The organism is Mycobacterium sp. NGS45, assembly GCF_059812645.1.
In genome coordinates this window covers 156119-177467 of record NZ_JCALDB010000002.1, presented here as the reverse complement: position 1 = coordinate 177467, position 21349 = coordinate 156119, and the positions used below count along the sequence as shown (strand labels likewise).

Here is a 21349-nt window from a genome sequence, read left to right as displayed (position 1 = left end):
ACCGCGCTCTACCAGGCGCGCAGGTGTTCCAGCCGGGGTCCTCCGAAACCCGCCGCCGGTACCACAGACTGCGACGCTGGCGAACTCGCCGAGAGCTCAGAGTGCCGCCGCGTCGATGATTTGCTGGGCGGCCAGCGCGGGGGTGGATTCGCCGTCGCGCACCTGCCGTTCCACCTCGGCGCGAATCGCCCTGACCTCCGGATGCGTGAGCACCCGGTCGAGCACCGCGTCACGCACCATCGACCAGGTCCACTCCACCTGCTGCGCGCGCCGACGGGCCTCGAACTCGCCGGCTTCGGTGAGCACGTCGCGGTGCCGCAGCACGGTGTCCCACAGCTCGCCGACACCGGCGCCTTCGACCGCCGACATGGTCAATACCGGTGGGCGCCATAGTGTTTCACGCGGGTAGATGAGCCGGATGGCGCCGGCCAGCTCGCGTGCGGCCTTGCGCGCCTCGGTGACGTGCGGCCCGTCGGCCTTGTTCACCACCACGATGTCGGCCAGCTCCAGCACGCCCTTCTTGATGCCCTGCAGCTGATCGCCGGTGCGGGCCAGCGTCAGGAACACGAAGGTGTCCACCATGCCCGAGACGGTCACCTCGGACTGCCCGACCCCGACCGTCTCGACCAGGATCACGTCGAATCCGGCGGCCTCCAGCAGCACGATGGTCTCGCGGGTGGCCCGGGCCACCCCGCCGAGGGTGCCCGACGTCGGCGACGGCCGGATGTAGGCGTCCGGCGACGCGGCCAGCCGCGACATCCGGGTCTTGTCCCCCAGGATGGAACCGCCGGTGCGGGTCGAGGACGGGTCCACGGCCAGCACGGCGACCCGGTGGCCCTGCTCGATCACGTGCATGCCGAGCGCTTCGATGGAGGTCGACTTGCCTACCCCGGGCACGCCGGTGATGCCGACGTGCATGGACCGGCCCGCTTCCGGCGCCAGCTCCAGCAGCAGCTGCTGGGCTCGGGCGCGGTGATCGGTGCGGGTGGATTCGACCAGCGTGATGGCCCGGGCCAGAGCTGAGCGGTCACCGCGACGAATCGCGTCGGCGAGTCCTTCGACGGTGCTGGAGGGTTTGACGGCCATTTAGCTCAGGTCATACTCCAGTCGCGCGGCCAACTTCTCCAGCAGTCCGACCGCGGCATCGGCGATCACCGTGCCGGGCGGGTAGATCGCGGTCGCCCCGGCGGCGTAGAGCTCGTCGAAGTCGCCCGGCGGGATCACCCCACCGACCACGATCATGATGTCGGGTCGACCCGCCTCGGCCAGCGCGTCGCGCAGCGCCGGCACCAGGGTCAGGTGACCGGCGGCCAACGACGACACCCCGACCACGTGCACGTCGTTGTCGGCGGCCTGCCGGGCCACCTCATCGGGCGTCGAGAACAGCGAGCCGACGTCGACGTCGAAGCCGATGTCGGCGAACGCCGTCGCAATCACCTTCTGACCGCGATCGTGGCCGTCCTGGCCCATCTTGGCCACCAGGATGCGTGGCCGACGCCCGTCGGCCTCGGCGAAGCGTTCCACCAGCTCGGTGGCCCGTCCGATCTGTGTCACGTTTCCGCTCCCGCCCACCTCGTCGCGGTAGACCCCCGCGATGGTCCGGATCTCGGCCTGATGGCGGCCGTACACCTTCTCCAGTGCGTCGGAGATCTCACCCAGGGTGGCCATCGCGCGCGCGGCGTCGATCGCCAGCGCGAGCAGGTTGTTGCCCAGCCCGTCTTCACCGGCGACACCGGTTTCGGCTGCGGCGCGGCTCAATTCGGCCAGTGCGGCCTGGGTCGCGGCCTCGTCACGTTCGGCGCGCAGCCGCTCCAGCTTGGCCAGCTGCTCGGCCCGCACCCGGCTGTTCTCGACCTTGAGCACCTCGATCTCTTGGTCCTCGGCCACCTGGTACTTGTTCACGCCGATCAGCGGCTGGGCCCCGGAGTCGATGCGGGCCTGGGTGCGTGCGGCGGCCTCCTCGATGCGCAGCTTGGGGATACCGTCATCGATGGCCTGAGCCATGCCGCCGTGCTCGGTGACCTCGGCGATGTGGGCCCGTGCCCGCTCGGCGAGCTGATGGGTCAGCCACTCCACGTAGTAGGAGCCGCCCCACGGGTCGATCGGCCGGGTGGTGCCGGACTCCTGCTGCAGCAGCAGCTGGGTGTTGCGGGCGATCCGGGCCGAGAAGTCGGTCGGCAGCGCCAGCGCCTCGTCCAGGGCGTTGGTGTGCAGCGACTGAGTGTGACCCTGGGTGGCGGCCATCGCCTCCACGCAGGTGCGCGCGACGTTGTTGTAGACGTCCTGGGCGGTCAGCGACCAACCCGAGGTCTGCGAATGCGTGCGCAGCGACAGCGATTTGGCGCTCTTCGGGTCGAACTGCGCCACCAGCTCACTCCACAGTAGCCGGCCGGCCCGCAGCTTGGCCACCTCCATGAAGAAGTTCATCCCGATGCCCCAGAAGAACGACAACCGGGGCGCGAACTTGTCGATGTCCAGCCCGGCATCCAGGCCGGCCTTGATGTACTCGACGCCGTCGGCCAGCGTGTAGGCCAGCTCCAGATCAGCTGTCGCACCGGCTTCCTGGATGTGATAGCCCGAGATCGAGATGCTGTTGAACTTGGGCATCTTCGCGCTGGTGTAGCCGAAGATGTCGGAGATGATCCGCATCGACGGCTTGGGCGGATAGATGTAGGTGTTGCGGACCATGAACTCTTTGAGGATGTCGTTCTGGATGGTCCCGGCCAGCTTCTCCGGCGGCACCCCCTGTTCCTCGGCGGCCACCACGTAGAGCGCCAGGATCGGCAGCACCGCACCGTTCATGGTCATCGAGACCGACACCGAGCCCAGGTCGATGCCGTCGAACAGCTGGCGCATGTCCAGGATCGAGTCGATCGCCACACCGGCCATGCCGACGTCACCGGCCACCCGCGGGTGATCCGAGTCGTAGCCGCGGTGGGTGGCCAGGTCGAAGGCCACCGACAGGCCCTTCTGGCCGGCGGCCAGGTTGCGTCGGTAGAACGCGTTGGATTCGGCGGCGGTGGAGAAGCCGGCGTACTGCCGGATGGTCCACGGCTGGTTGACGTACATCGTCGGGTAGGGCCCGCGGATGAACGGCGGTTCGCCCGGGAAGCTGTCCACCGGGTAGCCGGCGGACGCCGCCGCGGCCCGGTCGGCGGCCACGTAGACCGGCTTGACGTCGATGCCTTCCGGGGTGGCCCAGTCCAGCTGTTCGGGTGCGTAGCCGTGCGCGTTCGCGGCGGCCGCGACCAGTTCGCTGACCTCGTCGGCAGTGTGCTCCCCGGCCACGTCGGCGCCGTGCAGCGGCACCTCGGCGAAGCTGTCGATGGTGGGTTTGGTGGCGGTCACGTCATGCCCCCAATCGGGTCAGCAGGTTGGAAAGTGCTTCGACCGCATCGATTTTCGCGGTCAGGAAGTCATCGGGTTGCTCCGCGGACTCGGCCACCGCGCGCTGCGGGCCGGCCAGGTAGAGCTGCTCGACGCCGGCAGCCCGGGCGGCAGCCAGCACGGCTGCGGCCTCACTGCCGTACCGCGCGTCGGTGCCGCACACCACCGCGACCTTGGTACCGGCCGCGCCGACCGCGGCGGCCACGCCGTCGGCGTCCAGCGGGCCGGGATTGACCGCTGCGATGCCGCCGGAGGCCAGCAGGTTGGTCGCGAACGTGGTGCGCACGTTGTGCTCGGCCAGCGGACCGAGTGGCAGCAGCAGCACCTTGGGCCGCTCGCCGTGGCCGGCCAGGTAGGCATCCGAACGGTCCCGCAGGGCTTCGAACCCGGCGGCGTAGCGAGCCACGGCGGGCAGCGGGTCGCCACCGGGCAGCGGCGCCTCACCGAGGTTGGGGAACTCGTTGACGCCGGTCACGGAGGTGCGGCGGTGGGCGATGTCGGCGCTGCGGCGCTGGGCCACCTCGCCGATCTGCTCGCTGACGAAGTCCTGGGCTGCCGCGAACCCGCCGCGGCCCTCGATCGCCTGGAAGTTCTGCCAGGCCTGGGCGGCCAGCTGCTCGGTGAGATCCTCGACGAACCAGGAGCCGCCTGCGGGGTCGAGCACCCGGCCCAGATGGGACTCCTCGAGCAGCAGCAGCTGGGTGTTGCGGGCGATCCGGCGCGAGAAGCTGGCCGAGACTCCGGGCGCCCCGCCCTCGATCGCGACGTCGAAGGGATACACCAGCACGGTGTCGGCACCGCCGACCCCGGCGCCGAATGCCGCCAGGGTGCTGCGCAGCATGTTCACCCAGGGATCGCGCTGGGTCATCATGGGCAGCGAGCTGGTGGCGTGTACGACGGCGGCGCCGTGCTCGGGCACACCGACCACCTCTGCCACCCGGGCCCACAGTTGACGCGCGGCCCGGAACTTGGCGATCGTCATGAACTGGTCGTCGTCGGCGGCCAGCCGCAAGCTGATCTGGTCGATCGCATCGGCCACGGACAGCCCGGCATCGGTCAGTGCCCGCAGGTGGTCCACGCCGGCCGCGATCACCCCGGCCAGTTCCCAGGCGGCGTTGGCGCCCAGGTCGTGCAGCGCCGGACCGTCAACGGTGACCGCGCGCGCCCGGCCACCGAACTCGGTCAGCCGGGCGGCCACCGCGGCCACCTCGGCGAGGCTGGGCGCCGGACGCCGGTGCAGCGCGGCGGTCAGCGGATCGGCACCCAAATCCACCGACAGCGTCGCGCGTCGCTCGGTGTCCAGCGGCGCCAGCAGCGCAAGCATCGACTCGGCCGCCGCCGAGAAGTCGGCACCGGCGTGCAGGATCACCGGGACGAGTTCGATGAACACACCGTCGAGCAGGCCGTCCAGTTCGGCGGCGGGGACGCCGTCGGCCCCGACCCGCAGCGCCAGCGCGCTGACGCCCTCGGTCAACGCCGCCAGCACCACCCCGTTGCCGGTCGCCCCCGTCACCGCGCCGGGCACCGCCGGGAACGTCTCGGCGACCTTCCACCCGGTCAGCACGTCGCGGGTGGCGTCCCCGCCGCGCACGAACGGCCACCGGCCCGGCAGCGCGGGTTCGGGGTGCGCATCCAGCGCGGTGTAGAGCGCCCGGACGTCGAAGCCCTCGTAGGTTGCGGTGTCGAGCAGCCGCTCCGGCTCGGCCGGCAGCTCGGAGACGTCTTTGCGGGTGCTCTTGGCGAGGACGCCGGCCACCCCCTTGCGCCAGCGCTCGAGCGCCGCCGACAAATCGGCGGGGTCGGCGGATACGACTGAGGCCTCAGAGGACACCGGCAGCTCCTGTTGTCGCAGCATGCGGGCCCCAAGATGGGGCGGACCGCGTGACCTTCAGGCTAAATGATGGCGATCCCGGCTCAGCACCCGCCTACACCGGCCCGGCGGACCGACACCAGCTCGCCGGAAACGCATTGTTCAACCACGCCCCGTACCCTTGATCCCCGTGGCCAGCACGCTAAATCGCACTTTGCGCCAGGTTCGCGCGACGACCCTGGCCATTGCTGCTCAGCTGCCGCCACGCCGGGTGGTAGCCACCTCGATCGGCATTGTGATTCTCGTCGCAGTCGCGCTGCTGGTACCGCTACCCACCGCTTTGCAGCTGCGGGACTGGGCCCGCTCGCTGGGCCCCTGGTTTCCGCTGGCGTTCTTGACCGCGCACGCCCTGGTGACGGTGTTGCCGCTCCCCCGCACCGCGTTCACGGTGGCGGCCGGCCTGCTGTTCGGTTCGGCATTGGGCATCGTGCTCGCGGTGGCGGCCAGCACCATCAGCGCCGTGCTGGCCGTGGTGCTGGTGCGCGCCGTGGGCTGGCAGTTGTCCAGACTGGTCCGGCACCCAGCGATCGACAGCGTCGACGCGCACCTGGCCCGGCGCGGTTGGCTGGCGGTACTGTCGCTGCGCTTCATCCCGGCCGTGCCGTTCTCGGTGATCAATTACGCGGTCGGCGCGTCGGCGGTGCGACTCTGGCCCTACACCGCGGCGACCGTCCTGGGTCTGCTGCCCGGCACGGCCGCGGTGGTGATCCTCGGCGATGCCCTGACCGGGCAGGTGAGCCCGATGCTGGTGGCGGTGTCGGCGGTCACCGCGTGTGTGGGATTGGCCGGTCTGGTCTATGAGGTCCGCGCGCACCGCCGGCATCGCGACGCCGACAATGCGAATGCCGATGCGCTACCCGCCGGGCAGCCGATCGACGATCTGGTCCAATAGGTTCCGGGCTAGCGCTGCGGCCCTTTGACCGTCAACGTCGCGAACAGCGCCAGGAAGCTCGACGACGCGACCAAACCCGGGCTCCAATCCTTGACCCGGACATGCGATCCGGCCGCCAAGGCGAAGTAGATGGTGAGCAGCAACGTGGTCAGCCGGGCCAGCGTCGGGAACCGCGTCACCGAAGCCAGACCCACCGCCGAGGCCGCCTTGACCGCCGGCAGGATCGGCCGGTACCGCTCGGGCAGGCCCACGGTGTCCAGCGCTTGCTTGATCGGCGGCACCGGCGGCACACACAGCGCGGCGTCGACGGCCTGGAAGGCCGCCAGACCGTAATAGGTCTTGGGCGAAGTCAACCCGCTCACTGCTGGCCTCCCGGTTGCTGCGGGTAGACATCGGTCGGACTGGACTCAGCGCGGTGCGCTCCGCCGGGCAGACCCGTCTGTACCGGTGTCTCATGCAGCGCCGGCGCAGGCGTGCGGGCCTCGGCTTCGGCCTTGGCGACGGCCTGCGCGATCGCCGGGTCGGTCTTGGTTTCGAACCAGTCGGCCACCTCTTCGGAGTCGTCCTCGGGCCGGGCCAGGTCGTCGTCCACCGGCGACGGCGTGTAGCGGAACACGCCGTCCTCGCCCGGTGCGCCGAGCATCTTGGTGAAGCCCTGCAGCGCGGAACCGAAGTCGCTGGGCACCACCCAGACCTTGTTGGCCTCGCCCTGGGCCATCTTCGGCAGCGTCTGCAGATACTGGTAGGCCAGCAGTTCCGGGGTGGGCCGACCGGCCTTGATCGCCGCGAAGGTCTTCTCGATCGCCTTGGCCTGACCCTGGGCCTGCAGGTACTGCGCGGCGCGTTCACCCTGGGCGCGCAGGATGCGGGACTGCCGCTCGGCTTCGGCGGACAGGATCGCGGCCTGCTTGGCACCCTCGGCCGACAGGATCTGGGCCTGTTTCTGCCCCTCGGCCTGCTTGATCGCGGCCTCCCGGGTGCCCTCGGCGGTCAGGATCATGGCGCGCTTCTCGCGGTCGGCGCGCATCTGTTTTTCCATCGAGTCCTGGATCGACGGTGGCGGGTCGATGCTGCGCAACTCGACCCGCGCCACCCGCAGACCCCATTTGCCGGTGGCTTCGTCGAGCACCCCGCGCAATTGGCGGTTGATCTGATCGCGCGAGGTCAGGGTCTGTTCCAGGGTCATGCCGCCGACCACGTTGCGCAGCGTGGTGGTGGTCAACTGCTCGACACCCACGATGTAGTTGCTGATCTCGTACACCGCGGCCTGCGGGTTGGTGACCCGGAAGTACACCACGGTGTCGATGTCGAGGGTCAGGTTGTCCTCGGTGATCACCGGCTGCGGCGGGAAGGACACCACCCGTTCGCGCAGGTCGACCCGGGCCCGGATGCGATCGATGAACGGCACCAACAAAGTCAGCTGACCGCTGACGGTGCGGCTGTACCGCCCCAGCCGTTCGATCACCGCGGCCTCGGCCTGCGGGATCAGCGCCACCGATTTGGCCACCACGATGATGGCCAGCACCACCAATATGAGCAGAAGTACCAACCCGGCTGCCGCACCGTCCACGAGATTCCCCTTGCCAGTCGATCGTTCTCGGTCGTCGTTCTCGGTCGTGTCGTACTGCTAGTCGTTCTTCCACACCACGGCGGTCGCACCGTCGATGCGCATCACCGTGACGTGCTCACCTTCCTGGTACACGTCGGTTTCGTTGAATGGGCGGGCACTCCACTCCTCGCCGTCGAGCTTGACCCGGCCCTGGTGCGCACTGACCTGGTCCAGAACCAACGCGTGCTTGCCCTCCAGCGCTTCGATGCTGCCGGCCAGCGCCTCCGGGGAGCGCATCCGACGTTTCAGCGCGGGACGCACCAGCACCAGCAGCAGGACCGAAACCACCAGGAAGACCACACCGTCGACCCATACCGGAAAGTCGAACACCGCGCTGCTGCCGGCGGAGGCCAACGCGCCACCGCCCAGCATGAGCAGGAACAGGTCACCGGTGAGAGCTTCTGCACCGATCAGCACCAGCGCCACGACGAGCCAGATCAGGGCTACGGTCATGACGCCAGGATATCGTGCGCCGCGCCACAGCCGCCGAGCTCGCGTACCCGGCCGGGCCCGGAAACTGCCATTACACTGCGTTCATCATGTGGTGTCCGAGTGCTTCGTTGACGATCTGGGCTAACGCCTGGCTGGCCGGCCAGGCCGCGCCCGATGACGTCCTGGACGCGTTATCCCTCTGGGCACCAAGACATTCGGTGACGGCCTACGATGCCACCGCGGCCGGCTGCACCGGTCTGCCGTGGCCGGATGTGGACGACGCCGGGGCGGTGTCGCTGCTGCAGACCATGCGGGCCGCCGCCGGCGGTTCCGCACCGGCCGGTCCCCGGCTCGGGGTCGCCCTGCCGGTCCCCGGCGACGTACGCGGCCTACCGGCCGGCACCACGTTCGCCCGCGACGCACTCGCCGTCGGTGAAGCGGTGTCGATCAGCACGGTGCACGGCGCGTACCTCGGACTGGTGCCGGAATTCTGCACCGACGAGGATGACCCGGTCTTCCCCGACTTGGACGCCGAACCGAGTTCGGTGTCCTGGACCGCTTATTCGCTTCCGGGTCTGCCCTGCGGTGAGCACATCGAGCTCGGCGACGCCGAGTACGCGCTGCGGTCCGCCGTGCGCAGTGCGGCCGAAGCGTTGACCGCGCTGCGGGCCGGCGGCACCGGCGTCGACGTCGACGATCCGCGCGGCATGGTCGAACAGCTGCTGGAGTCCGCGCGCCGGCATCAGCTGCCCGAGCACGCGCCGTGTCGCGCGGTGCGGGTGTTGGACAACGCTGCGCACGTCGAGGCGATCATCACCGTCAGTGCCGGGCTGATGCCGATCTCCACGCAGTCCTCGTCGGAGATGCAGATCGCCGGTGATGCGCTACGTCCGCTGAGCACGGTGGTGCGCTCGGCGCGGTTGGCCGCGATCGAGGCGATCGTGGCGTCGGCCTGGCGCTAACCGCAGCAGTACGGCGAGCACGGCGCCCCGTTCACGCTGGCGCCGTATCCCGGTACCGGGTCACCGTCGGGCACCCGCTGGGCCGGCCGGCCGTAGCGCAGCTCGTCGACCAGGCTCACCACCAGCTCGGCGAACCGCGGACTGGCGTTGGGTGTCGATGCGCGGGCCAACGCGATACCGGCGGCTTCGGCTTGTTCGCGCAGTTCGGTGTCCAGGTCCCAGACCACCTCGATGTGGTCGGCCACGAACCCGAGCGGGCAGACGATCACGGCGCGCTCACCGCGTTGGCTGCACACCGCGAGGTGATCGGCGATGTCCGGCTCGAGCCACGGCACCTGCGGCGGACCCGAACGCGATTGCCACACCTGGTCGTAGTCGTGGTAGCCGGCGGCCGCCGCGACCAGCCGGGCTGCGTAACCGACCTGGCGCCGGTACAGCCCCGGGCCGTGCCGCTCGTCGGCGGCGATCGGCACCGAGTGCGCGGTGAACACCAACCGGGCCTGGCTGCGCAGGTCGTGCGGCAAGGTGTCGCGGGCCGCGGCGATCGCGTCGGCGAAGTGCGCCACCAACAGCGGGTGGTCGAAATACTGGCGCAGCTTGACCAGTTCGGGTGCGCCGGCGCCGACGGCCGCCCGGGCCCGGGCGATGTCCTCGGTGTACTGCGTGCAGCCCGAGTACCCGCCCCAGGCCGAGGTGGCGAACACCGCGGCCCGGCGGACGCCGTCGTCGCGCATGGCCGCGACGGTGTCCTCGACGTACGGTGCCCAATTGCGGTTGCCGAAGTACACCGGCAGGTCCAGCCGGGGCCGGATCTGCTCGATCAGCGCGCGGTTGATGCCATTGATCGGTGAGACCCCGCCGAAGTGGTAGTAGTGCTCAGCCACCTCGGCCAGCCGCTGCTCCGGGATGTTGCGCCCACGGGTGACGTTGCCCAAAAACGGTATGACCTCATCGGGTGCTTCCGGCCCGCCGAATGACAGCAGTAGCAGCGCGTCGACGTCGCTCACGTCATCTCCCGTCCACCGCCGAAACGGCAGTCCGGCAGAATTCATGCGAGTGCACCCCCGCCGGAATGCGATTTCGGCGAGAAATCAAAGCAGCTGGGTGGAGGCGCCGCCGTCGGCGTAGATGATGGTGCCGGTGGTGGCCGGCAGCCAGTCCGACAGCAGCGCGCAGACCGTCTTGGCCACCGGCGTCGGATCCTTCATGTTCCAGCCGATCGGGGCGCGCTGATCCCAGCCCTCCTCGAGCAGGCGCATCTGCTCACCGGCTTCGTCGCCGAGCGCGCCGCCGACGATGGCGCTCATCGCCAGCGTCCGGATCGGTCCTGCCGCAACGAGATTGGAGCGCACGCCGAACGGACCCGCCTCGCGTGCGACGAAGCGGTTGACCGATTCCAGCGCGCTCTTGGCCACCGTCATCCAGTTGTAGGCCGGCATCGCGCGGGTCGGGTCGAAGTCCATGCCGACGATCCCGCCGCCCGGGTTCATGATCGGCAGCAGGGCCTTGGCCAGCGACGCATACGAGTAGGCCGAGATGTGGATGCCCTTGGCGACGTCCTCGTAGGGCGCATCGAAGAACGGGTTGACGCCCATCCCGGACTGCGGCATGAAACCGATCGAGTGCACCACGCCGTCGAGCTTGTTGTCCGCGCCGATCACCTCGGTGACCCGGGCTGCGAGCGAATCGAGGTGCTCGGAGTTCTGCACGTCGAGTTCGATCAGCGGCGCCTTGTTCGGCAGCCGGTCAGCGATGCGCTGGATCAGCTTCATCCGGTCGAACCCGGTCAGCACCAACTCGGCGCCGGCCTCCTGGGCCACCTTGGCGATGTGGAACGCGATCGATGAGTCGGTGATGATCCCGGAAACCAGGATGCGTTTGCCTTCGAGCAGACCTGCCATGAGTGGGACTCCTTCTTGAGTTCAGCGAAAGTTCAGTTGTGCCAGGTTGGATCAGTGGCCCATGCCCATGCCGCCGTCGACCGGGATCACCGCGCCGGCGATGTAGCTGGCGTCCTCGGAGGCCAGGAAGCTGACCGCACCGGCGACTTCTTCGGCGGTGCCGACCCGCTTGGCCGGGATGAACTCCAGGGCACCTTCCTGGATGCGCTCGTCGAGCGCTCGGGTCATCTCGGTGTCGATGTAGCCGGGGGCCACCACGTTCGCGGTCACGCCGGCCTTGGACAGTTCCCGCGAGATCGAGCGGGCCATCCCGATCAGACCGGCCTTGGCGGCCGCGTAGTTGGCCTGGTTACCGATCCCCCACATGCCCGATACCGAGCCGATGTAGATGATCCGACCGAAGCGCTTGCGCTGCATGCTGCGCGACGCCCGCTGGGTCACCCGGAACGCGCCGGTCAGGTTGGCGTTGATGACCTCTTCGAAGCGTTCCTCGGTCATCCGCATCAAGAACGCATCCTTGGAGATGCCGGCGTTGGCCACCAGCACCTCGACCGGGCCCTGGTGCTCCTCGACCTCCCTGAAGGCGCGGTCGACGGCCGCGTTGTCGGTGACGTCGCAGACCACGCCGAACAGGCCCTCGGGTGCACCGGAACCGCGGTGCGTGACGGCCACCTTGTGGCCGTCGGCGGCCAACCGCTGCGCGATGGCCAAGCCGATCCCCCGGTTTCCACCGGTCACCAGCACGGACCGGGAAACGAACGGCGGCTTGCCGCCTGCTGCGGGGGCGGCGTCGGAGGGCGCGGTATCTGTCATGTCGGACAACTTATCGTTTCGTCGGCCGTTCGCCGAAATCCCGTCGGTGCGGCTCAGCCGGGCAGCCTGCGGTTGATCAGCAGTGCGGCCAGTGCAGCCAGCGCCAAGATCAGCGACCCCAGCCGCAGCCAGCCCACACTGGCGTCGCCCTTGATGGTCTCGTAGCCGATCTGCTGCTGCAGGTCCTCGAACACCCGGTTGAGCTCGGCCAGGTTGGAGGCAGAGAAGCTGTTGCCGCCGGACAGTTCGGCGACCTTGCGCAGGGTCTGGTCGTCGACCGGCACCGGTTGGCGCTGACCCTCGATCTCGACATAGCCGTACGGGGTGCCGAACGAGATCGTCGAGATCGGCACGCCCTGGTCCTTGGCGGTGCGCGCGGCGGTGAAGGCGCCCTTGGGGTTGTCCGGGTTGGACGGCACGGTCTCCTTGCCGTCGGAGAACAACACGATGCGCGCCGGCGGGGGCTCGTCGCCGCCGCCGATCACGGCGCCCACCGTGGCGATGGCCTGCAGCGCGGTGAAGATGCCTTCGCCGGTCGCGGTGCGGTCGGCCAGTTGCAGTTTGTCGATCGCGGCCTTGGTGGATTCGCGGCTGGTGGTCGGCGACACCAGCACGGTCGCGGTGCCGGCGTAGGAGATCAGGCCGAGGTTGATGCCCGGGGTCAGTTCGTCGGCGAACTTCTTGGCTGCTTCCTGGGCGGCTTCCAGCCGGTTGGGCTCGACGTCGGTGGCCCGCATGGATTGCGACGTGTCCATCACCAGCACCACCACGGCGCGGTTGCGCGGTACCCGGACGTCATGGGTGGGCCCGGCCATCGCGATGGTCAGCAACACCAGCGAGAGGACCAGCAGGATCGCCGGGAGGTGCCGCCACTGGCTGGGCCGTTCCGGGGCGACGCTTTCCAGCATCTCCAGGTTCGCGAAGCGCAGCACCCGCCGCTCCCGGGACAGCTGAACCATCACGTACAGCGCGATCAGTCCGGCGACGACGAGCAGGAACAGCAGGGCCCACGGGTACTTGAAGCCGGACAGCGACATCGGCCCGAGCAACGGCAAGGTCATTGGTGCAGTGTCATTTCATCGGTTGGTGTCGGTATGGCGATCGTTCGGTCACTGTTGCCCGGCCAGCGCACCGCGTCGACGCGAGGCCACGAACCGCACGATATCGGCGATCCAGTCCCGGTCGGTGCTCAGCGACAGCAGCGGCGCACCGCAGCGGCGCAGCGTCCGGGCCACCTCTGCGCGGTGCGCGGCGGCGGCGTTGGCGAAGTCTTCGCGCAGCGTTTCGTCGATGGTGAACTCGCGGGTGCGGCCGCTCTCGGTGTCTTGCAGCACCACCTCGCCGACCGCCGGCAGTGACACGTCGCGCGGGTCGAGCACCTCGATGCCGAGCACTTCGTGGCGGGCCGCGATGGCGCGCAGCGGCCGCATCCAGTTGATCGGGCCGAGGAAGTCACTGATGATCACGGCCATGCCGCGCCGGCGCTCGGGCCGGCGCAGCGCGTCGATCGCCACCGCGAGGTCGCCGCGCACCCCCACCGGGGCGCGCGGTGAGGTGGCGATGGCCCGCAGCAGCGACTGCTCGTGTTGCCGACCGGATCGGGCGGGCACCCGAATGATGTTGTCGCCGTTGGCGACCAGTGCACCGAGCCGGTTGCCGCCGCCACTGTTGAGGTAGGTGATGGCCGCTGCCGCCGCCACCGCGAGGTCACGTTTCTCACAGCCGGCGGTGCCGAAGTCGAGGCTGGCCGACATGTCGACCACCAGCCAGGTCTCGAGTTCGCGGTCGGCGATCATCTGCCGCACGTGCGGATGGGTGGTGCGGGCGGTGACCGACCAGTCCATCCGGCGCACGTCGTCGCCGGGCTGGTAGATGCGCGACTCCCCCGGTTCAGATCCCGGTCCGGGGATCAGACCGAGGTGGTTGCCGTGCAGCACCCCGTCGAGCTTGCGCCGCACCGTGAGTTCGAGGGTGCGCAGCGCCGCCGACAGCTTCGGGTCGCCGATCTCACCGCGCTGGAACGACGGCGGATGTGCGACCTCGCGTTCGCTCACAGACCGCCAGTCGCCGCAGCTGCCGAAGCCGCCGCCGGAACCACCGGCGGTACCGAATGACCTTGCTGCGGAACGGCATTGACCTGCGGCAAGGCAACCGTCTGCAGGATCCGGTTGATCACGGTCTCCGGTGAGATGTCGTCGGCCAGCGCGTCATAGGTCAGCACCAGGCGGTGGCGCAGCACATCCGGGATGACCTCGATGACGTCCTGCGGGATGACGTAGTCGCGGCCGCGCACCAGCGCCAGCGCGCGCGCGGCGGCGATCACGCCGAGCGAGGCACGCGGCGAGGCGCCGAACGAGATCCAGGACTTGACGTCGGACAGGCCGAACTGTTCGGGCACCCGGGTGGCGGTGATGACCCGCACCACGTAGTCCACCAGGGCGTGGTGCACAAAGTTGTTGGCCGCGGTTTCCTGCAACCGCAGCAGGTCGCCGGGGTTGAGGATCTGCTTGGGCTCCGGCGGGGTGACACCCATCCGGTAGATGATCTCGCGCTCTTCCTCGGGCGTCGGGTAGCCGACGTTGATCTTGAACAGGAAGCGGTCACGCTGGGCTTCCGGCAGCGGGTAGACGCCCTCGTTCTCGATCGGGTTCTGGGTGGCCATCACCAGGAACGGCTTGGGCAGCGGGTAGGTCTTGCCACCGATCGAGATCTTGCGTTCGGCCATCACCTCGAGCAGCGCGGACTGCACCTTGGCCGGGGCGCGGTTGATCTCGTCGGCGAGCAGGAAGTTACACACCACCGGGCCGAGTTCGATGTCGAACTCCTCGCGGCCCTGGCGGTAGATCCGGGTGCCGATGATGTCGGTGGGCACCAGGTCGGGGGTGAACTGGATGCGCGCGAACGATCCGCCGACCACCTTGGCGAAGGTCTCCACGGCCAGGGTCTTGGCCACCCCGGGCACACCCTCGAGCAGCACGTGCCCCTTGGCCAGCAGGCCGACCAGGATGCGCTCGACGAGCTGGTCCTGGCCCACGATGATGCGCTTGACCTCGAAGATGGCGCGTTCCAGGGTGTGCACCTCGGATGCGAGTCCGTTGGTTCCGTTGGGTGCCGCAGACGACGGCGGAGCCGCATGGGCACCGGGAGTGTTCCCGGACGTGTAATTGGGCGGCCCACCAGGTGACGTCATCGACGCGTTCCTCCACATTCTGCGCGCGGCTGGTCTTCTAGGTTACAGCTGGACAGCGGGCGTCGGTCGCACCCGAATCGGTGGCCGCGCGCGTGCCCGGGCTCAACTATTCCAGGCAGGCGCACATCCGTCGACGTGCCCCACCGGTTATCAGGGTTTGCTCAGTCAGGGCTCAGACCCGGCCGGACCGGTCAGGACTCGATGATGCGCGCTGCGTATGGCTGCAGTCCCGCGGTGCGAACCTGGCTGACGGTGACCTTGCCGGCGCTGCTGGACGCCTCCAGCATCTGACCGGCACCGAGGAACAACGCGACGTGCTGGGAGCCGCCCGGGCCCCAGAACAGCAGGTCGCCGCGCTTGACCTGGGACAGCGGCACCTTACGACCGGTGTCGTACTGGTCTCCGGAGTACTTCGGGATCTGCACACCCACGCCCGCGAAGGCATATCGGGTGAAGCCCGAGCAGTCGTAGCCGATCTTGCCTTCGTCACCGTCGACGCCAGGGCCGGGCCCGGTCAGCGTCCCACCGCCCCAGGAGTACGGCACGCCCATCTGGGAGCCGCCGCGCCGGATCACGTACTCGATGGCCTGCGGACCCCGCACTCGCCCGCCCGGGAAGGACGCGGGGGCGTCGTTGCCACCCAGACCGATGCTGGACAGGAACTTCTTGCCCAGGCTCTGCGTGGTCTCCAGCGCGATCCGGCTCGCCTCGAAGGACGCGTTGGCGATCGCCACCGGGTCACCCGGTGCGCCGGAACTGGGCCGGGCCGGCAGCGTGGGATCCCACTGGCCGGGCTCGGCTGCTGCCGGTGCGGCCACCCCGAACAGCAGCGCGCAGCTCGCAACGGCCAGCGCCAGTATTCGGAGGCGACGAAACAGCTTGAAAGGCATGCAGTTTGACTCCATCGGATTAGTACTCGATGTAACGCACCACGAACGGTGTCATCCCGCTGGTGCGCACCGGCGAGACCTTGACGTGCGACCCGGTGTAGGGCGCCTCGAGCATCTGGCCGTTACCGAGGTAGATCGTCACGTGCTGGGAGCCGCCCGGTCCGTAGAAGATCACGTCGCCGCGGCGCATCTGCGACGACGGAATCTGGCGGCCCATCTTGTACTGCGACCCCGAATAGTGCGGCAGCTTGATGCCTACCCCGGCGAACGCGTAGAGCACCAGTCCCGAGCAGTCGAAGCCGACGGTGTTGGCACCCGAGTCGATGCCGCGGCTCGGACCGGCCGCGTTGCCACCACCCCACGAGTACGGCACGCCCATCTGCGACATGCCGCGCTGGATCACGTACTCGGAGGCCTGCCGGCCGTACACCCGCGGAATCTGACCGTTGTTGATCCCGGTGTCGGCGGGCTTGAGGATCCCGACCTTCTCCAGGAACTTGCGGCCGAGATCGGCGGTGACCTGCGCCGAGGTCGCCGAGATCTGCAGCACGGCGTTGACGATGGCGACCGGGTCACCAGAGACGAAGGCGCTGGGCACCATCGGCAGCGTGGTGTCCCACTGCGAGACGTCACCGAACGGCGGCGCTTGGGCCGGTGTCGGGCCGCGGTCCCAGTCGGGGTTGCCGGCCGCGGGTGCCGGGGCCGGGGTTCCGGCGGCCGGGCCGGGTGCGGCTTGCGGGCTGGGCGCGCCGGCCGGACCCGACGTCGGCGCGGCGGCTGGGGCCAGTTGGCTGCGCGCGGCCGCGAGCTTGACCCGGGCCGCGTCGCGCTCGGCGGCCAGCCGGTCGATCTGCGTACGCTGTTCGGCGAACTTGTGCTGCGCATCGGTGAGGGCGGCGACCGCTTGGTCCTGGCTGGCCTGCGCGTCGGCGGCCGCCTGGTCGGCCTTCTCCTTGGCCGCCCGGGCCAGCGACTCCCGGTTCACCTGTTCGGTGCGGGCCTTGCGCAGGTTGTTCAGCACCCGCTCGGTGGAGATCCGCAGGGTGTGTCCCGCGGTTGCGGCGGCAATCAGGTCGTCCGGGTTCGACGCGCTCAGGTAGGAGCGAGACGGGCCACTCATATAGCTGGCGATCGCGTACCGGTTGTACTTGCGCTGAGCCTCTTCGATCGCGGCGTTCGAATCCTCGATGGCCAGCTGGCTGGCCTCCAGCTCGCGTTGGGCGGCCGCGGCCTCGTCGCGCGCGGTCTGCACGTCGACCAGTGCCTTGTTGACGGCTTCCTGCTCGAGCTGGATCGCGGCCCCGAGCTCATCGAGCCGCTGGTTGGCCTCGGCGACGTCACCGATCAGGGTGGCCAGCTCATCCGGGCTGGCGGACGCCGCCGGCGACAGCGTCGGCGTCAGGACGCCGGGCGTGCTGAACAGCAGGACGAGCGCAAACGCAGGAGAAAGGCGATGCATGCGCCTGTCAGGACTCACGACGTCTCCTCATGGCTCGAATCACCCCGATAGCCCAGTGCCCAGCAGCCACTAGGGACACATGTACATCAATAGGCACCCTTTGCACCGTACGTCACAGCTGTCGCTAATGAAACTTCAGTCACAAATTACAAAACTGTAATTAAATGAATGTGACCGAACGGAGACCGAACGGTAATTCGAATGAAAGTACGAATCCCGGGCCGGGGGCCGGCCGGGTCGTCAGCCCTCACCCACGGAAGTGCTGTCTGCCTGGGCTTTTTCCGCCGATGACGGCCCCGGACCGGCGGCGGCCACGGCCGGCTTGCGGCCCCGCACCTGACCCACTCGAACCAATACCGCAATTCCCGCGACGAGCATCAACAAGGCAATGGTCAGTGTGGTCCAGGGAAATATCGGGGTGTTCAACTGACTGACGAAATTCTGCGTGGATTGCACCGGATTACCGGTCTTGGCCAGGTCTTCGCCGGCCTCCAGCGTGACCCGATCGAACTGCGTGCTGTAGGTACCGGCAAAGGACGGGCTGAGCACCAGCACGGTGGCGTCCGGATGCACGTTGCCCACCTCGACGGCGACGTCGCGCAACCAGGAATCCATCGGCGGATTCTGGTCCAGGACCACGACCTTGAGATCCACTCCGTCGCCTCGCGCATCGGTGACGATTTGCTGCAACTGATCGCGCTGGGCCGGCTCCAGGCCGCGCGCGCTGAACCCGTCGCGGCCGACGTCGTCGCGCATCGCGGCCACACACGCGTCGGGAGCCGCCGGGTCACGCGGGTCGATGTCGAGCGTCACGCACAGTTCGTCGGGGATGCGGGCGGGCAGTGCCGGGCCGAGGATCGGACCGAGCGTGGGCGGGACATGCATGCCGGACATGTTCAGCACCGTACGGCACGGCGCCACGCCGGTCGGACAACACGCGCCCGCGTCGAATCAGCCCGCCCCAACACTGGCACCGTCCGGCCTCGGGCGAGAGACTGGAGGGGAGCCGCGCGAGCGGTAGCTGGCCCCGCCGCAATGCAGTACGCGCGTACTGTTAGGATTGGGGTCGATCGCAGGCACAGCCCGTCTGCGAGGACAACTAAACGCCGGGAGTCGATGTGACCAGCAAGAATTCATTCGGAGCGCATGCCACGCTCGAGGTCGGAGACAACAGCTACGAGATCTACCGCCTCGACGCGGTACCCGGCACCGAAAAGCTTCCCTACAGTCTCAAGGTTCTGGCCGAGAACCTGTTGCGCACCGAGGACGGTGCCAACATCACCAAGGAACACATCGAGGCAATCGCCAACTGGGACCCGAAGGCCGAGCCCAGCATCGAAATCCAGTTCACCCCGGCGCGCGTGGTGATGCAGGACTTCACCGGCGTGCCCTGCATCGTCGACCTGGCCACCATGCGCGAGGCCGTCGCAGCCTTGGGCGGTGACCCGGAGAAGGTCAACCCGCTGGCTCCGGCCGAGCTGGTGATCGACCACTCGGTGATCCTGGACGTGTTCGGCCGGGCCGACGCCTTCGAACGCAACGTGGAACTCGAGTACCAGCGCAACGGCGAGCGCTATCAGTTCCTGCGCTGGGGCCAGGGCGCCTTCGACGACTTCAAGGTGGTCCCGCCGGGCACCGGCATCGTGCACCAGGTCAATATCGAATACCTGGCCCGCGTGGTCTTCGAACGCGACGGTGTCGCCTACCCGGACACCTGCGTGGGCACCGACAGCCACACCACCATGGTCAACGGTCTCGGCGTGCTGGGCTGGGGTGTCGGTGGCATCGAGGCCGAGGCCGCCATGCTGGGCCAGCCCGTTTCGATGCTGATCCCCCGGGTGGTCGGCTTCAAGCTGACCGGCGAGATCAAGCCCGGCGTGACGGCCACCGATGTGGTGCTCACCGCGACCGACATGCTGCGCAAGCACGGCGTGGTCGGCAAGTTCGTCGAGTTCTACGGCAAGGGCGTGGCCGAGGTGCCGCTGGCCAACCGCGCCACGCTGGGCAACATGAGCCCCGAATTCGGTTCCACCGCGGCGATCTTCCCGATCGACGAGGAGACCATCAACTACCTGCGGCTGACCGGCCGCACCGAGGAGCAACTCGCCCTGGTCGAGGCCTACGCCAAGGAACAGGGCATGTGGCACGACCCGGATCGCGAACCGGTGTTCTCCGAGTACATCGAGCTGGACCTGTCCACCGTGGTGCCCTCGATCGCCGGGCCCAAGCGCCCGCAGGACCGCATCGAGCTGTCCGACGCCAAGAACGCGTTCCGCAAGGACATCCACAACTACGTCGAGGAGGGCAACACGCCCGCCTACACCGACCTCGACGATGCGCTGGACGACAGCTTCCCGGCCTCGGATCCGGCCAAATTGACCTTTGCCGAGGAAGAGGCGGTGGTGTGCTCGGCGGCCCGCGGTTCGCACGGCCGCCCGTCCAAGCCGGTCAAGGTGGTCTCCGAGGAACGCGGCACGTTCGTGCTCGACCACGGCGCAGTCGTGGTCGCCGGCATCACCAGCTGCACCAACACCTCCAACCCCTCGGTCATGTTGGGCGCGGCGCTGCTGGCCAAGAAGGCCGTCGAGAAGGGTCTGACCTCCAAGCCGTGGGTCAAGACCAACATGGCGCCGGGTTCACAGGTGGTCACCGACTACTACAACAAGGCCGGCCTGTGGCCCTACCTGGAGAAGCTCGGCTTCCACCTGGGTGGCTACGGCTGCACCACCTGCATCGGCAACACCGGCCCGCTGCCCGACGAGATCTCGGCGGCGGTCAACGACAACGACCTGTCGGTGGCCGCGGTGCTGTCCGGCAACCGCAACTTCGAGGGCCGCATCTCCCCCGACGTCAAGATGAACTACCTGGCCTCACCGCCGCTGGTGATTGCCTACGCCATCGCCGGCACCATGGACTTCGACTTCGAGACCGAACCGCTGGGTCAGGACAACGACGGCAACGACGTCTTCCTCAAGGACATCTGGCCGTCGGCCGCCGAGATCCAGGAGACCATCACCTCCTCGATCAACCGGGAGATGTTCACCGACTCCTACGCCGACGTGTTCAAGGGCGATGAGCGCTGGCGCTCGCTGCCCACCCCGGAGGGCAACACCTTCGCGTGGGATGACGCGTCCACCTATGTGCGCAAGGCCCCGTACTTCGACGGCATGCCCGCCGAGCCGGAGCCGGTCACCGACATCAAGGGCGCCAGAGTGCTTGCGCTGCTGGGCGATTCGGTGACCACCGACCACATCTCGCCGGCCGGCAGCATCAAGAAGGGCACGCCCGCCGCGGATTACCTGGAAGCCAACGGGGTGGAGCCCAAGGACTTCAACTCGCTGGGGTCGCGGCGCGGCAACCACGAGGTGATGATCCGCGGCACGTTCGCCAACATCCGGCTGCGCAACCAGCTGCTCGACGACGTCTCCGGCGGGTACACCCGCGACTTCACCCAGGATGGCGGGCCGCAGGCGTTCATCTACGACGCCGCGGTCAACTACCAGAAGGCCGGCATCCCGCTGGTGGTGCTCGGCGGCAAGGAGTACGGCTCGGGCAGCTCGCGGGACTGGGCGGCCAAGGGCACCACGCTGCTGGGTGTGCGCGCGGTGATCACCGAGTCCTTCGAGCGCATCCACCGCTCCAACCTGATCGGTATGGGTGTCATCCCACTGCAGTTCCCCGAGGGCGAGTCGGCAGCCAGCCTCAAGCTGGATGGCACTGAGACCTACGACATCACCGGCATCGAGGAGCTCAACGCCGGCAAGACCCCGAAGACGGTCAAGGTGACCGCGACCCGGGATAACGGCGAGAAGGTCGAGTTCGACGCGGTGGTCCGGATCGACACCCCCGGTGAGGCCGATTACTACCGCAACGGCGGCATCTTGCAGTACGTGCTGCGCAACATGCTGAGGTCCTGACCGGGGTACGGGTGCACGGACTAGAGC

18 protein-coding genes are annotated in these 21349 nt (G+C 68.6%); 3 read left to right on the top strand and 15 right to left on the bottom strand.

Annotated elements, in window-relative coordinates:
* Nucleotides 1–96 precede the first annotated feature (96 nt).
* The 3 genes from meaB to mutA are packed head-to-tail and all read right to left on the bottom strand — an operon-like array spanning nt 97 to nt 5242.
* Nucleotides 97–1086 carry a methylmalonyl Co-A mutase-associated GTPase MeaB gene (gene meaB, locus AC5Y3P_RS03085; protein ID WP_500044429.1) on the bottom strand — a complete coding sequence of 330 codons (990 nt, stop codon included), beginning with the start codon at nt 1084–1086 and terminating at the stop codon, nt 97–99.
* Entirely contained in the window at nt 1087–3348 is a 2262-nt protein-coding gene (gene scpA / locus AC5Y3P_RS03080; RefSeq protein ID WP_500044428.1) for a methylmalonyl-CoA mutase, read from the bottom strand.
* A gap of 1 nt (nt 3349) precedes the next feature.
* Nucleotides 3350–5242: a methylmalonyl-CoA mutase small subunit gene (mutA, locus tag AC5Y3P_RS03075; protein ID WP_500044427.1), complete on the bottom strand. Its 1893-nt coding sequence runs from the start codon at nt 5240–5242 to the stop codon at nt 3350–3352.
* 145 nt (nt 5243–5387) lie between these two features.
* On the opposite strand from mutA, the gene AC5Y3P_RS03070 reads away from it, so the two are divergent.
* A complete protein-coding gene (locus AC5Y3P_RS03070; protein ID WP_500044426.1) occupies nt 5388–6149 on the top strand; it encodes a TVP38/TMEM64 family protein in 762 nt (253 codons plus the stop codon).
* Nucleotides 6150–6157: 8 nt separating this feature from the next.
* On the opposite strand, the gene AC5Y3P_RS03065 is transcribed toward AC5Y3P_RS03070, so the two are convergent.
* Genes AC5Y3P_RS03065 through AC5Y3P_RS03055 form a run of 3 tightly spaced genes read right to left on the bottom strand, consistent with a single transcriptional unit; the run spans nt 6158 to nt 8211 of the window.
* A complete protein-coding gene (locus AC5Y3P_RS03065; protein ID WP_500044425.1) occupies nt 6158–6511 on the bottom strand; it encodes a DoxX family protein in 354 nt (117 codons plus the stop codon).
* Nucleotides 6508–7719, bottom strand: coding sequence for an SPFH domain-containing protein (locus tag AC5Y3P_RS03060; protein WP_500044424.1), 1212 nt, complete (start codon nt 7717–7719; stop codon nt 6508–6510). The genes AC5Y3P_RS03065 and AC5Y3P_RS03060 overlap by 4 nt, the downstream gene beginning before the upstream one ends.
* Before the next feature lie 57 nt (nt 7720–7776).
* Nucleotides 7777–8211: an NfeD family protein gene (locus tag AC5Y3P_RS03055; protein WP_500044423.1), complete on the bottom strand. Its 435-nt coding sequence runs from the start codon at nt 8209–8211 to the stop codon at nt 7777–7779.
* A gap of 86 nt (nt 8212–8297) precedes the next feature.
* On the opposite strand from AC5Y3P_RS03055, the gene AC5Y3P_RS03050 reads away from it, so the two are divergent.
* A complete protein-coding gene (locus AC5Y3P_RS03050; RefSeq protein ID WP_500044422.1) occupies nt 8298–9152 on the top strand; it encodes an Rv1486c family protein in 855 nt (284 codons plus the stop codon).
* Here AC5Y3P_RS03050 and AC5Y3P_RS03045 read toward each other — a convergent pair.
* The 9 genes from AC5Y3P_RS03045 to AC5Y3P_RS03005 all read right to left on the bottom strand — a co-directional run bounded on the left by AC5Y3P_RS03045 (nt 9149) and on the right by AC5Y3P_RS03005 (nt 18299).
* Nucleotides 9149–10159 carry a ferrochelatase gene (locus AC5Y3P_RS03045; RefSeq protein WP_500044421.1) on the bottom strand — a complete coding sequence of 337 codons (1011 nt, stop codon included), beginning with the start codon at nt 10157–10159 and terminating at the stop codon, nt 9149–9151. The two genes, AC5Y3P_RS03050 and AC5Y3P_RS03045, sit on opposite strands and share 4 nt — an antisense overlap.
* Nucleotides 10160–10243: 84 nt before the next feature.
* On the bottom strand, nt 10244–11053 hold the full coding sequence (inhA, locus tag AC5Y3P_RS03040; RefSeq protein ID WP_500044420.1) for an NADH-dependent enoyl-ACP reductase InhA: 810 nt from the start codon (nt 11051–11053) through the stop codon (nt 10244–10246).
* Between the two features lie 51 nt (nt 11054–11104).
* Nucleotides 11105–11866: a 3-oxoacyl-ACP reductase FabG1 gene (gene fabG1, locus AC5Y3P_RS03035; RefSeq protein ID WP_500044419.1), complete on the bottom strand. Its 762-nt coding sequence runs from the start codon at nt 11864–11866 to the stop codon at nt 11105–11107.
* Nucleotides 11867–11919: 53 nt separating this feature from the next.
* Nucleotides 11920–12927: a VWA domain-containing protein gene (locus AC5Y3P_RS03030; RefSeq protein WP_500044418.1), complete on the bottom strand. Its 1008-nt coding sequence runs from the start codon at nt 12925–12927 to the stop codon at nt 11920–11922.
* A 48-nt stretch (nt 12928–12975) separates the two neighbouring features.
* Entirely contained in the window at nt 12976–13920 is a 945-nt protein-coding gene (locus tag AC5Y3P_RS03025; RefSeq protein WP_500044417.1) for a DUF58 domain-containing protein, read from the bottom strand.
* Nucleotides 13917–15056 (bottom strand): chaperone MoxR1, encoded by a 1140-nt coding sequence (moxR1, locus tag AC5Y3P_RS03020; RefSeq protein WP_500044416.1) that lies wholly within the window; start codon nt 15054–15056, stop codon nt 13917–13919. Before moxR1 ends, AC5Y3P_RS03025 begins: the two co-directional genes overlap by 4 nt.
* 191 nt (nt 15057–15247) lie before the next feature.
* Entirely contained in the window at nt 15248–15946 is a 699-nt protein-coding gene (ripB, locus tag AC5Y3P_RS03015; protein ID WP_500044415.1) for an NlpC/P60 family peptidoglycan endopeptidase RipB, read from the bottom strand.
* A 19-nt stretch (nt 15947–15965) separates the two neighbouring features.
* Nucleotides 15966–17405, bottom strand: coding sequence for an NlpC/P60 family peptidoglycan endopeptidase RipA (gene ripA / locus AC5Y3P_RS03010; RefSeq protein WP_500044556.1), 1440 nt, complete (start codon nt 17403–17405; stop codon nt 15966–15968).
* 240 nt (nt 17406–17645) lie between these two features.
* On the bottom strand, nt 17646–18299 hold the full coding sequence (locus AC5Y3P_RS03005; protein WP_500044414.1) for an Rv1476 family membrane protein: 654 nt from the start codon (nt 18297–18299) through the stop codon (nt 17646–17648).
* A 224-nt stretch (nt 18300–18523) separates the two neighbouring features.
* On the opposite strand from AC5Y3P_RS03005, the gene AC5Y3P_RS03000 reads away from it, so the two are divergent.
* Nucleotides 18524–21322: an aconitate hydratase gene (locus AC5Y3P_RS03000; RefSeq protein ID WP_500044413.1), complete on the top strand. Its 2799-nt coding sequence runs from the start codon at nt 18524–18526 to the stop codon at nt 21320–21322.
* Nucleotides 21323–21349 lie beyond the last annotated feature (27 nt).

Excerpts from the sequence above, each read along its gene's own strand:
- meaB (WP_500044429.1), bottom strand. The coding sequence starts at position 1,086 with ATGGCCGTCAAACCCTCCAGCACCGTCGAAGGACTCGCCGACGCGATT.
- mutA (WP_500044427.1), bottom strand. The coding sequence starts at position 5,242 with ATGCTGCGACAACAGGAGCTGCCGGTGTCCTCTGAGGCCTCAGTCGTA.
- AC5Y3P_RS03055 (WP_500044423.1), bottom strand. The coding sequence starts at position 8,211 with ATGACCGTAGCCCTGATCTGGCTCGTCGTGGCGCTGGTGCTGATCGGT.
- AC5Y3P_RS03050 (WP_500044422.1), top strand. The coding sequence starts at position 8,298 with ATGTGGTGTCCGAGTGCTTCGTTGACGATCTGGGCTAACGCCTGGCTG.
- inhA (WP_500044420.1), bottom strand. The coding sequence starts at position 11,053 with ATGGCAGGTCTGCTCGAAGGCAAACGCATCCTGGTTTCCGGGATCATC.
- fabG1 (WP_500044419.1), bottom strand. The coding sequence starts at position 11,866 with ATGACAGATACCGCGCCCTCCGACGCCGCCCCCGCAGCAGGCGGCAAG.
- AC5Y3P_RS03030 (WP_500044418.1), bottom strand. The coding sequence starts at position 12,927 with ATGACCTTGCCGTTGCTCGGGCCGATGTCGCTGTCCGGCTTCAAGTAC.
- moxR1 (WP_500044416.1), bottom strand. The coding sequence starts at position 15,056 with ATGACGTCACCTGGTGGGCCGCCCAATTACACGTCCGGGAACACTCCC.
- ripB (WP_500044415.1), bottom strand. The coding sequence starts at position 15,946 with ATGCCTTTCAAGCTGTTTCGTCGCCTCCGAATACTGGCGCTGGCCGTT.
- ripA (WP_500044556.1), bottom strand. The coding sequence starts at position 17,405 with ATGCATCGCCTTTCTCCTGCGTTTGCGCTCGTCCTGCTGTTCAGCACG.
- AC5Y3P_RS03005 (WP_500044414.1), bottom strand. The coding sequence starts at position 18,299 with ATGTCCGGCATGCATGTCCCGCCCACGCTCGGTCCGATCCTCGGCCCG.